Annotated in this window: 10 protein-coding genes; 9 read left to right on the top strand and 1 reads right to left on the bottom strand. The window is 45.9% G+C overall.

Going from position 1 to position 12,786, the window contains the following annotated elements; translation table 11 throughout:
• On the bottom strand, window positions 1–1,020 hold a 1,020-nt coding region (locus tag ACJ751_RS29090), incomplete at its 3' end, for a phosphotransferase enzyme family protein (protein ID WP_407749056.1).
• A gap of 764 nt (window positions 1,021–1,784) precedes the next feature.
• Between ACJ751_RS29090 and ACJ751_RS29085 the strand changes: the two genes are divergently transcribed.
• The 9 genes from ACJ751_RS29085 to ACJ751_RS29045 all read left to right on the top strand — a co-directional run.
• Window positions 1,785–2,228 carry a MaoC family dehydratase gene (locus ACJ751_RS29085; RefSeq protein ID WP_407749055.1) on the top strand — a complete coding sequence of 148 codons (444 nt, stop codon included), beginning with the start codon at window positions 1,785–1,787 and terminating at the stop codon, window positions 2,226–2,228.
• Window positions 2,229–2,234: 6 nt separating this feature from the next.
• Window positions 2,235–3,401, top strand: a complete 1,167-nt coding sequence (locus tag ACJ751_RS29080; protein ID WP_407749054.1) for an ABC transporter substrate-binding protein — start codon at window positions 2,235–2,237, stop codon at window positions 3,399–3,401.
• Window positions 3,398–4,543, top strand: a complete 1,146-nt coding sequence (locus ACJ751_RS29075) for a CaiB/BaiF CoA transferase family protein (protein WP_407749053.1) — start codon at window positions 3,398–3,400, stop codon at window positions 4,541–4,543. Before ACJ751_RS29080 ends, ACJ751_RS29075 begins: the two co-directional genes overlap by 4 nt.
• Window positions 4,544–4,626: 83 nt before the next feature.
• Complete coding sequence (locus ACJ751_RS29070) at window positions 4,627–5,799, top strand: CaiB/BaiF CoA transferase family protein (RefSeq protein WP_407749052.1); 1,173 nt, start codon at window positions 4,627–4,629, stop codon at window positions 5,797–5,799.
• A 117-nt stretch (window positions 5,800–5,916) separates the two neighbouring features.
• Window positions 5,917–6,762 carry an amidohydrolase family protein gene (locus tag ACJ751_RS29065; protein ID WP_407749051.1) on the top strand — a complete coding sequence of 282 codons (846 nt, stop codon included), beginning with the start codon at window positions 5,917–5,919 and terminating at the stop codon, window positions 6,760–6,762.
• Between the two features lie 127 nt (window positions 6,763–6,889).
• Window positions 6,890–7,924, top strand: a complete 1,035-nt coding sequence (locus ACJ751_RS29060; protein ID WP_407749050.1) for an L-rhamnose/proton symporter RhaT — start codon at window positions 6,890–6,892, stop codon at window positions 7,922–7,924.
• Between the two features lie 123 nt (window positions 7,925–8,047).
• A complete protein-coding gene (locus ACJ751_RS29055) occupies window positions 8,048–9,109 on the top strand; it encodes a Gfo/Idh/MocA family protein (protein ID WP_407749049.1) in 1,062 nt (353 codons plus the stop codon).
• A gap of 39 nt (window positions 9,110–9,148) precedes the next feature.
• Window positions 9,149–11,899 carry a hypothetical protein gene (locus ACJ751_RS29050; protein WP_407749048.1) on the top strand — a complete coding sequence of 917 codons (2,751 nt, stop codon included), beginning with the start codon at window positions 9,149–9,151 and terminating at the stop codon, window positions 11,897–11,899.
• A gap of 373 nt (window positions 11,900–12,272) precedes the next feature.
• Window positions 12,273–12,786, top strand: a 514-nt coding sequence (locus tag ACJ751_RS29045) for a carboxypeptidase-like regulatory domain-containing protein (protein ID WP_407749047.1), incomplete at its 3' end; no start/stop codon positions are given.

Raw genomic sequence — 12,786 nt, 5'->3', positions numbered from 1 at the left:
TGCATTGTATTGTTGTAACAGCACGGCCTGGTTTTGAGCCCTGATAAAATTGTGGCCTTCATACCGGGCGCCGTAATATACGTCGTTATTTAGATAGTCGGTTAAAAAGCGTAATGCCTGCATATAGATCATGAACTGACCGGCATATGCAAAATGTTGTTTCTCTGTATCGGTTAATTCGGTACGTAGTTCCTCCATATAGCCGCAGGCAATAGCGGCAAAAAAATCATCCCGGATGGTAATCAGCTGTACGTCCTTTTCTTCCTCACTCACCGGCGACAAATACGTTCGCATCATATCGCCTGCATCGCTGATGAAGTAACCCGGCATTACGGTATCGAGGTCGATCACGCACAAGCCTTTGTGTTGATCGTCGAAAAGCACATTGCTGATCTTGGTGTCGTGATGGATAACCCGCAGGCGAAAGCCGGGATCATTGTTAATGTGCTCGTAGGTTTGCACCAGGTGTTGCTGTTGTTGTAAATAATTGATTAATGCTGCTGCATCCTGTATGCGCTGCGGATTGCCATTTATTAATGCAGTAGTAAACTGCTGGTATCGTAACGACAGATCGTGAAATTGCGGAATAGTGATCTTTAACAAACGGGTATCAAAACCACTCAGCAGATGGGTAAACCGGGCAAACTGGCGGGCCGCTTCAAAAGCCTGTTCGGGCGTAAGCACCCTGTCAATTGAATGCGATTGAGCCACAAAAGGGAAAAGCCGGTAATACGCGTGTTGTTCATCCACGTATAAATAGTCGCCGGCGGTGGTGGGCAGGGCGCCGGCAAACAGGTAATCAGGGTAATGTTGCTGTAAGTAGCTGCCCAGGCTGGCCATGTTCAGGGCTATATCGTACGGTTGTTTAAAAACGGCGGTATTGATTCGTTGTAAAATATAGCAATCATGGCCATCGGCTGCGCTCACTTTCCAGGTATGGTTAATAAGGCCGCTGCCAAAGGGTTGAACGAGATACTTATCAGGATCCAGCGAATAATGGGTTAAAATTTGATGGAACATGTTATCAAACTTACAGCCTATAAAGCAGAAAAAGAACACGCAAACGGTTGTGCCATTTTGTACCCTCCAACCCTTGTAACCGGCAATGAATATATAGTACTCGATACCCCTTTTCAACCCTCCCTTGTCAACCTGTCAACTTGTTAACCCGTAAACTGATCAACTGGTTAACTGGTCAACTCGTCAACTATGTATTTAGTAATATATGAAGGGCTTTTCACTACAATGCCTTGTATCATTACATATGGCCGGAAAATATTTAGTAATATATTCCATCATTTCAGTTAAACCTGACATTGACGCCCCTGGCTTAAATGTGTAGCTTTCCACTTTAAAGCGTTCAGTGTTGGTTATTTAGCAAAAGCAGCAAGGATGAGGCGTGCCACGTTATGCCTGCATTGTATTTGTATCTACAAACGGCAACAACGGCAACAGTTAACAAATTACCTGAAGCTCTCAAAAGCGACTGTTTCATTAACGTGGCACGTCTTTCCATCAACTCCGAATGTAATAAAGTACAACAGTTCTTAACAGGCATCCTGGTAACTGGTTGTAAATCGCCTGGATCTATTTACGATTGAAAAATAGTTGCTTATGAAAAAAATGGTTTCATTTTCTACATCTGCACATGGCATTTTAGCCATTTCATACTGCCTGTACAACAATTTAGTCGATTTAGTTCCAATGGCGCTATGCCATTCAACAATCCTGAATTAATTTAAGCTGTTAAATATATTATTTCCAGATAATTTCTGACATCCTGTATGGGTATTATAAAATATTTTGAAGAATTCGAATTAAATGAAAAGCGATCAACCGGCGGCCGTACGGTAACGGAAACAGATATTGTTATTCATGCCGGCCAGTCGGGCGATTTCTTTCCCCATCATATGGATGAGGAATGGTGCAAGACCCAACCCTTTAAAAAACGCATCGCGCATGGCACCCTCATCTTTACCATCGCAGTTGGGTTAACCGCTGCTGTGATAAATGAAGTGGCTATGACCTATGGGTACGACAGGCTCCGTTTTGTAAAGCCTGTTTTTATTGGCGACACCATAAAAGCTACGGTTACTATCTCTGAGAAGAAAGATCATAAAAAACCAGGCTTCGGCCTGGTTACTGAACTGGTTGAAGTGTTTAACCAGCACGGTGAAACAGTGATGGTTTGTGAACACGTATTGTTGGTTAATAAAAAAGTAAGTTAGGAAGCTATGAGTGAAATTGTTTTGAATGGCATTACCTGGGGACACAGCAGAGGAATAACGCCCTTACTGGCTGCTGGGCAGCGCTATTCTGAGCTGAACCCAAATGTGACCATCAACTGGAAGAAAAGAACGTTACAGGAGTTTGCCGATTTCCCCCTGGAAAAACTGGTAAACGATTACGATCTGCTGATCATCGATCACCCTTGGGTAGGTTGTGCCGCTGCCACCAACAGCGTATTGCCTTTAGATGAATACCTGCCTGCCGCATATTTGCAAAATCAGAGCGCCAATACGGTGGGCGAGTCGCATCCAAGCTATTATTACGATAAACACCAATGGGCCCTGGCCATCGATGCCGCTACGCCGGCCGCCAGCTATCGCGCCGATCTGTTGCAGCAAAACGGGGTGTCCGTGCCCGATACCTGGGATGAACTGATAGCGCTGGCAAAAACCGGTAAAGTAGCTATCCCGGCCATTCCCATCGATATACTCATGAACTTTTACATGTTCTGTATTGCCCATGGCGAAACGCCGTTTCAGCAAACCAGTCATGTAGTCAATAAAGAAACCGGCGTACAGGCATTGCAATCGATGCGTGAGCTGTATTCGCTGATCGATAAAAAACTGTTTGCGAGTAATCCTATTGGTGTGGCGGAGTTAATGTCATCCACCAACGATTACTGGTACTGTCCGTTTGCCTATTGCTATACCAACTATTCCCGGGTGGGGTATGCGAAATACCTGCTTACCTACGCCAACCTGGTGCATTTTGGTAAAAACCGGTTACGCAGCACCATTGGCGGCACCGGATTAGCGGTATCGTCGTATACTAAACATAAGAAGGAAGCTGTTGATTTTGCAGCATGGATCTGTAGTGAAGACTGCCAGCGCACTTTTTATATGCAACATGGCGGACAACCGGGTCATCTGGCTGCCTGGACAAACAATATGGCCAACCTGCTTACCAACAGTTTTTTCCATGCTGTATTGCCGGTAATGAAAAATGGATACATGCGCCCACGTTATAATGGGTACCTTCATTTTCAGGACCATGCCGGCGACCCGGTTCAGCAATACCTGTTAAACGGTGGCAACCCCGAAACAGTACTAAAAGAAATTGATCGTATTTATCATCATAGCCTTAAAGGCGAAAAAATGAGCTTGTCTATATGAGTCGACTGCCCTTACAGGGATTGTTGGTATTGGAATTCAGCCAGTATTTATCCGGACCATCAGCCGGTTTGCGTTTGGCCGACCTGGGGGCGCGTGTTATTAAAGTGGAGCGCCCGCAAAGTGGAGACGCCGGCCGCCGGTTATCTATCAAAGATCTTTGGACAGACGATAGCTCTTTGTTGTTTCATACCATCAACCGCAACAAAGAAAGTTATGCGGCCGATCTCAAGAACCCCGGAGATCTGGCGCTGGTAAAGAAATTGATTGAAAAAGCAGATGTGCTTACCCACAACTTCAGACCCGGTATCATGGAAAAGATAGGCCTGGGATACCCTGAAGTAAAGAAACTCAACGACCGCATTATTTATGGCGCCATCAGTGGTTACGGAAAAGAAGGCCCCTGGAAAAACCGGCCCGGTCAGGACCTGCTGTTGCAGTCAATGAGCGGACTGGCCTACACCACCGGCAATGCCAAAGACAATCCCATGCCTTTTGGGCTGGCCATTGCCGATAATTTATGCGGTTCGCAACTGGTGCAGGGTATCCTGAGCGCCCTGATAAGAAGGCATAAGACCGGCACCGGTGCACTGGTGGAAGTGAGTTTACTGGAATCCTTACTCGATTTTCAATTTGAATTGTTAACTACTTATCATAGTGGTAAAAAATTGCCCAAACGCAGCAAAGTGAATAACGGCCATCCGTTATTGAATGCGCCATACGGTATTTACGCCACAACCGACGGCTATCTGGCCATTGCGATGGTGGATCTAAAGCAGTTGGCAAAAGCTATTGATTGTAACGAACTGATGGCCTATGACCAAAAACTAGCCTTCAGTTTGCGCGATGAGATCAAGTCGGTGCTGGCCAAACACCTGGCCACGCAACCATCGGCATGCTGGCTCGAAAAACTGCATGCGGCAGACCTGTGGGCGATGGAAGTGCTCGACTGGGATCAGCTTACAAAGCACGAGGCGTATACTACCCTGCAAATGGAACAAACGATCACCACCTCAAAAGGGGCGGAGATCACCACTACCCGCTGCCCTATACGCATCAATGGCGAAAGGCTCTTTGCAGCCAAACCTGCGCCACAGTTGGGAGAGCATACGGAAAAGATAAATAAGGAATTGATCGGAAAATAATCTGTGGAAACGAACTCCCCCTCCACCGGAGGGGGCCGGGGGGAGGCTTGAAGCAGGTAATAAACCAAATTTTAAATCAAGGAATGAAACCCCTACAAGATATAATAGTTGTTGATTTCAGCCAGTTTTTATCGGGCCCCTCAGCCGGTTTACGGCTGGCCGATATGGGCGCACAGGTAATTAAAATTGAACGTACAGGCGTAGGCGATATCTGCCGGCAATTATATGTATCGAATGTGATGATAGAAGGGGAGTCTACCATCTTTCACGCCATTAACCGCAACAAGCAAAGCTATGCGGCTGACCTGAAAAATGAAGATGACCTGGAGAAAGTAAAAAAGATCATTGCCCGGGCCGATGTGCTCATGCATAACTTTCGCCCCGGTGTAATGGAACGGCTGGGCCTTGACTATGAAACCGTAAAAGCCATCAACCCCCAGATCATTTATGCAGAAGTAAGCGGGTATGGCAATGAAGGACCCTGGAAAGACCTGCCCGGTCAGGACCTGTTATTACAGGCCGTATCGGGTTTAACCTGGTTAAGCAGCAACCGCAGCGATAACCCCACTCCAATGGGCGTGGCCGTGGTTGATATCTTAGCAGGAACCCATATAGCACAGGGTATCCTGGCAGCGTTATTCCAACGCACCATCACCAATGAAGGAAGCCTGGTGCAGGTAAGCATGCTGGAATCGATCCTCGATTTTCAATTTGAAGTACTGACCTGTTTTTATAACGATGGGCGCCAACTGCCCGTTCGCAGTGAAATAAACAATGGCCATGCCTATCTCTCGGCCCCATATGGCATTTATAAAACCGCCGATGGGTACCTGGCGCTGGCCATGGGTAACATTACCCAGCTGGCCACCTTACTGGAGTGTGAGCCATTACAAAAATTCACCAATATGGCAGAATGGTTTGTAAAACGCGATGAAATAAAGACCGTCCTGGCCGAACATTTAACAGCCCGGGCTACCGATGCGTGGCTGGCTGTGTTGGAACCTGCCGATATCTGGTGCGCCAAAGTGTATGATTATGATATGCTGGTGGAAGAGAACGGCTACCAGGCGCTGAATATGGAAATAAAAGTAAAGACCAGCAATGGCCTGTCGATAACAACTACCCGTTGCCCCATCAGGATAGACGGGGAAATTTATACTTCCGACATTGGCGCGCCATTGTTGGGTGAACATAACGTCCAGTTGGAAGAACAGTTTGGCCTGAAAAAACATCCGATATCGAACTATGAAATGTAAAGGTGAGGCGCTTTGATTAATGGTAAGTGGCGATTTTTCAACATTTGCAATTTTTGCATGTAACTTGCGGCTTTCTCAACATTAATCAATATTCGAATCGATATTAAACCGATTGCTATGGACATCATCGACGCCCATGTTCACATATGGAATTTCGAAAAAGCTGAATACGACTGGTTAAAGAACGATACCTCAATACTGAACCGGAATTATGAGATAGAAGAATTAATGGCCGAAGTTCAGCATACCGCAATTACCGGCGGCGTACTGGTGCAGGCGGCCAATACTTACGAAGAAACGAACTATATGTTACAGGTTGCCAACGCAACCGGCTGGGTAAAAGGAGTAGTGGGCTGGATGCCTTTACAGGACCCATCCTTCACGGCGACTGCCATCAGGGAATACCTGGCCAATCCTTATTTCAAAGGAGTACGCCACTTGATTCACGATGAACCCGATCCGCAATGGTTATTACAACCCGCGGTTGTACAGAGTTTGTCGGTACTGGCAGCCTACGATGTGCCGTATGACGTAGTGGGCGTTACCCCGCAACACCTGATAGCCGCGCTGGAAGTAGCGCAAAAGGTACCGGAGTTGCGACTGATGCTGGACCATATGAACCAGCCACCCATTGCCAGCGGCGAAAAATTTGGCGAGTGGGGTGAGTTGATGAAAATAGCCGCATCGCACAAAAATTTTTACGTTAAAATATCAGGGCTGGGCACCTGTGCTAAAAAAGGCCCCAACTGGACGGCCGGCGATATTCAACCTTATATTGAATTTGTGCTGGAGCATTTTGGGGAGAACCGTTGTTGTTGCGGTGGCGATTGGCCGGTTTCTTTGCTGGCAGACAGTTATAACAACACCTGGCAGCATTATGTAAAAGTGCTATCAGGCGCATTGAGTGATGCCGCTCTGCAAAAAGTGTTGAACACCAATGCAGTATCATTTTATAACTTGTAGTAATGACAAATTAAAGATGTATTAAGATATAGTAAGTCCATTCGAAAACAAGATAAAAATCCCTTTTTTGCGTTGTTGGTGGGCCATAGTAAACGTCATAAATACAAATAACGAGTTGCTTTAACCAATGGAAGTAATAACCGGAGTCATATATCATTCAGTAGGAGCCTCTTGTGCCGCCATGTGTTACACGCCACAGAAAAAAGTGGCGAAATGGTCGTGGCAGTCGTATTGGCTGGTACAGGCTGCTGTATGTTGGCTGTTATTACCCCTGGTTATTGCCTGGCTCACGATCCCTCAGATAGGCACTGTTTTACGCGAAGCGCCAGCCGATGCCATGATTAAGACTTTCGTTTTAGGCGTTGCATACGGAATTGGCGGAACCGCGTTTGGAATGGCTATAAGATATGTTGGTTTCTCATTGACCTATGCCATAGCGGTAGGTATTTCGTGTGTGTTGGGTACCTTGTTGCCTCCGCTGGTACATGGACAATTGACGGCGTTATTTTCCCAGAACGGAGCCAGTTGGATCATGGCTGGTATTATCATTGGCGCATTGGGCATTGCCTTATGCGGCGTGGCCGGCCGGTATAAAGAAAATGATCTGAGATTGAATGCTACTATTGGTACGTTTTCCCTGGCCAAAGGGCTGCCGCTTTGTTTTTTAGCAGGCGTGCTATCGGCCGTGTATGGGTTTTCGATCGATCAGGGTGAACCCATTGCAGCTGTTGCGGAAAAATATGGCAGTGGAAATTTCAGGATCAACATTGTTTACATTTTTTCAAATACGGGAGCATTTATATCTACCCTTATATATTGCATATACCTACACCGCAGAGAAAAAACATTTGGCGAGTACAGGCAAATTGGGCCAAACAACCGTTTATTGGTCAATTTTATAATGGCCATAATTACCGGTTGTTTGTGGTACTCACAATTTTTCTTTTATGGGTTAGGGCATGTGCGGATGGGAAAATATCAATATAGCAGTTGGGCTATACACATGATCATGCTGGTATTGTTCAGTTCGGTAGCTGGATTGTTGATGAGAGAATGGGCGAGAAGCCGCCCTAAAACGATTGCTACACTTGTGTTGGCCCTGATTATTTTGGTAACAGCGGTGCTTGCCTTAACATATGGAAACTATATAGGCAGTTTGTAGTGTAAGTTTTAAAGTGTAAGGTGCTCCGAAATTCGGGGAGCCCGACTTTTATTATCTGGTTTTCAGGAACCTGAAACCTGGAACTTGCAACTGCTATTTTTGTAACTCTATGTACAATATGAAGTGAAGGATCCATTATCATATAAGGCATCTATTGTGATCATTGGCGCAGGTGGCATTGTAAATGATGCCCATTTGCCGGCTTATCAATTAGCCGGCTTCCATGTGGCAGGCATTTATGATGTTGATAAACAAAAAGCCAACGCTACTGCGCTGAAGTTTAATATCCCGCTTGTGTTCGACAGTATGGAGGACATAGGGCGGTTAAACCTGTCGCCCATGGTGTACGACGTAGCTGTGCCCGGATCAGCGATCAGGAAGGTGCTTGATTATTTGCCTGCCGGTTCCGCCGTGCTGATACAAAAACCAATGGGCGATAATTACCAGGAAGCAAAAGCCATTCTGCAATATAGCCGCGATAAAAACCTGGTAGCCGCCATCAATTTTCAATTACGTTATGCCCCCTTTATAAAGGCTGCCCGTAAATTAATACTATTGGGTGCGCTGGGTCAGTTGTGCGATATAGAGATCAATATAAACGTATTTACGCCCTGGCATTTATGGACCTTCCTGTACCAATCGCCCCGCGTGGAGATCTTATATCACAGCATTCATTATATCGACCTGGTACGCACTTTCCTGGGCAACCCCAACAGCGTATATGCCAAAACGGTAAAACATCCGGATATGAGCCAGCTGGCTTCGGTGCGAAGTAATATCATCATGGATTATGGCGATACCGTACGGGCGAATATAATTACCAATCATTGTCACAAGTTTGGTTTGCAGCAACAACATTCCTATATAAAATTTGAAGGCACGCAAGGCGCTGTTAAAATAGACCTGGGATTGTTGATGAACTACCCGCATGGAGTGGCAGATCGATTTCAATATATAACCCTTACCAGTAATGAACCGGAATGGAAAACCCTGGAGGTAGAAGGAAGCTGGTTCCCGCATGCCTTTATAGGCAGTATGGAACAGGTGATGCAGGCCGCAGCCGGTCAAATACCTCAACCCGATAATTCAGTGGAAGATTGCATTTATACGATGGCGTGTGTAGAAGCGGCGTATGTATCGGGCGAGCGGGGAGGAGTAACCCTTAACGAGATATACACTAATTGAAATACTAAACCGTAAAATTTCTTAAATCACAATATTCTGATGAAAGGTTTTCTTGTATTGGTTGTAAGTTTGGTAATCCTGAACCTGACAACCTGGGCTACCGATAAACCCGCGGATAAGAATGTTACTATAATTGCCGGAAATAATTCACCTCGTATAAAATACGGAACAGAAAAGCTCACCGCCGCCTTGCAAAAAGCAGGATATAAAGTGGTGCTTTCGACCGATGGCAAACTGGCTGTTAGCGGCACTACCATTGTTGCCGGTCTGTATGCCGACGCGCTTGTTAAAAAAGCAGCCGCCACCTGGCGCCTGAAACCCGATACAACAGGTAAGGAGGGGTTCTCTTTAAAAAGTAATACAAACTCTTTTATAATAGCTGGTACCGATGCTTCAGGAACTTTATATGGATGCCTGGAACTGGCCGAGCAGGTAGCTATTCAGAAAGCGCTTCCGGAAAATTTATCTATTACCGACAAGCCGGAAATGGTTTTACGCGGCGCCTGTATTGGCGTACAAAAGCCATACTATTTACCGGGAAGAACCGTGTATGAATATCCGTATACACCTGAAACCTTTCCCTGGTTATATGATAAAGCGCTGTGGGTGCAATACCTCGATTCATTAGTGGCCAACCGGCTGAACTCACTGTATTTGTGGAACGGTCATCCGTTCGCTTCACTGGTGCGCACAAAAGAGTATCCCTATGCCGTAGAAGTAGACGACGCCACCTTTAAGAAGAATGAAGAGTTGTTTGCGTTCCTTACCAGTGAAGCAGACAAGCGCGGTATCTGGGTGATCCAAATGTTCTATAACATTATTGTATCGAAACCCTTTGCCGAAAAGAACAACATGAAAACGCAGGACCGTAACCGGCCTATTATACCAATCATTGCAGATTACACGCGTAAATCAATAGCCGCATTTGTGGCCAAGTATCCCAACGTAGGGTTGATGGTGGCGCTGGGCGAGGCGATGGAAGGAGTAGGGCAGGACGATGTGGACTGGTTTTGTAAAACTATCATCCCCGGTGTGCAGGATGGATTGAAGATGCTGGGTAGAAAAGACGAGCCGCCGATCGTATTGCGAGCACACGATACCGATGCGCCGCGGGTAATGAAAGATGCCTTACTCATTTACAAAAACCTGTATACCGAAGCAAAATTCAATGGCGAAGCCTTAACAACATACGAACCACGCGGACCCTGGGCCGATCTGCATCGCACCCTTAGCCGCATTGGAACGGTACAAATAGAGAACGTGCACATCCTGGCCAACCTGGAGCCATTCCGGTATGGCTCACCCGATTTTATTCAGAAATGTGTGCAGTCGATGCACTCGATCTATGAAGCCAATGGGTTGCACCTGTATCCCCAGGCTTCTTATTGGGACTGGCCATATACAGCCGATAAAACCCAACCCCGCCAGCTGGAGATAGAGCGCGACTGGATCTGGTACCGCACCTGGGCCCGTTATGCCTGGAATTGTACCCGCGACCGCCACCAGGAAGAAGCTTACTGGGCAGGCAGCCTGGCCGATAAATTTGGTTGTTCAGCCGAACAGGGAAAAAATATTGTAGAGGCGTATGAGCAAAGCGGCGAGATCTCTCCCAAAATATTAAGACGATACGGCATCACCGATGGTAACCGTCAAACCATGACGCTGGGGATGTTAATGACACAATTGATAGATCCCAAGCGCTTTGGTTTGTTTCCCCTATTATATAATAGTGAAAGTCCGTTCGGGGAAATGGTCATCGAGTATGCCGATAAAGAAGCCAATGAGATCCCGCATGTAGGCGAAACGCCCATAGCAGTAGCCGATGAAATAATGGTACATGGAGATAAATCGGTAGCAGCCATTGAAAAGGCGACGCCTTATGTTACAGCCAACCGCGAAGAATTCAACCGCCTGAAGAATGATATGTATTGTTACCAGGCCATGGCAAAATTCTATGCATGGAAGGCAAGAACGGCGGTACAGGTATTAAAGTTCAAATACACAAATAAAGTACCCGACCTGGAAAAAGCAGTACCCATGCTGGAAAAGAGCGTGGCGTATTTTGCGGATCTGGCGGGCCGTACCGATACCACTTACCTGTATGCCAACAGTATGCAAACGCAACAACGGAAAATACCGGTAAATGGGAAGAATGCTACTATGAAAACCTGGGTAGAATTACTGCCTGTTTATCAACGTGAATTGGAAAACTTCAAAAAACATATTGAAGCATTGAAAAAACAGGGTGGGGGCAGTGGAATAGCCAGTATTAAGCCACTCGTCAATGCACCTGTAGAAATTCTCACACCTAATATTACCAGATATACATTTCAAAAGAATGCCCAGGTATTCCCTGACCTGAGCGTGGTAGTGAATGACCTGCCGGCTTTCCTGAAAGGCTTGCAGGGTATTTACTATAGTCAGAGCCGGCAGATAACCGAAGGCACCAGCCTGAATTTTAAGACTGCTAAACCCGTAAAATTATTGGTAGCCTATTTCGCAGAAAAAAATGGTGCATATTTGCCGGAGCCAACATTGGAAATTGATGCAAGTGCCGATGATTATGGCCAGGCACAGGTAAAAGTGGCAAATGCCATGGCAATAGAAGGATTCCCTGCAATAAACATACATAGTTTTTCGTTTCAAGCGGGCACACACACACTTACTTTAGGAAAAGGGTCGTGCCTGTTACTGGGCTTTATCAATGATAACGATCCCTTACCAGTTGTAGATGCTGGATTAGGCGTATCTGAAAACGCCGGAGCGTTGGATTGGTTGTTCGAAAAGTAAAGCAACAACGATTGCTGCCAGCGCGGAGAGAGATGGATTATTGTATTAAATAATCGTAAACACGTTAGAAAATTATTGAAGTGGCCCTGCCATTATGCTATAGTTATGTGCATAACTATGGTAGATGACAGTGCTATACGTGTGGGTATTTGCGATTATGGGTATACGTGCAAGGAATAGTTAAATATTCCATCATTTTGGTAAAAAAGTGCATTGTTTAGCACTGCGGGTAGCCGTTTCTTGTGGCTGATTATGCAATATCCTGAAAAACACAAGCCCCCCATCTCTATACGCGTAGCTATATACGTAAGTCCTTGGTTAAAATATGCTCCTCTCAATTGTTAAAACATAAATCATCTTAAACAACTGTTGTATGATTGGAAGACCGTTGTCCAAATGCCTGATGGCGTTTTTTTTGCTACTAAATTGTACTTACCTGTTTGCGCAGGAAAGGGTTGTTACAGGTAAAATCAAAGATCCTTCAGGGAATCCGCTTCCCGGGGTCAATGTAAATGTGTTTGGCACTCGTATCAGTGTCACCGCCGATGTAACAGGAACTTTCCGCATTCCGGTTCCCTCTGAAAATTCCGTTCTGGTATTCAGCTTTGTAGGCTTTTTACAAAAGGAACAAAAAGTAGGAAGTGATTCTGCATTTAATATTTTGATGACCTATGACAATGCCGACCTTGACCAGGTGGTAGTAGTAGGTTATGGTACGTCTAAAAGAAGAGACCTTACCGGTGCGGTGTATTCGATTAAACCGAACCAGGTAACTGCAGTACCCGCCGCCAACCCAATGGAATCCTTACAGGGTAAAATACCCGGTTTGGATATCACCCGTTCAGGTGGCCAGGCCGGTGCCGGTGTAAACATTCAGCTGCGTGGTA

The sequence above is a fragment of the Niastella sp. genome, assembly GCF_045805085.1.
In the GTDB taxonomy this organism is placed as follows: domain Bacteria; phylum Bacteroidota; class Bacteroidia; order Chitinophagales; family Chitinophagaceae; genus Niastella.
Note: the sequence above shows the minus strand (reverse complement) of the source record. Positions and strands in the feature narration are given on the sequence as shown.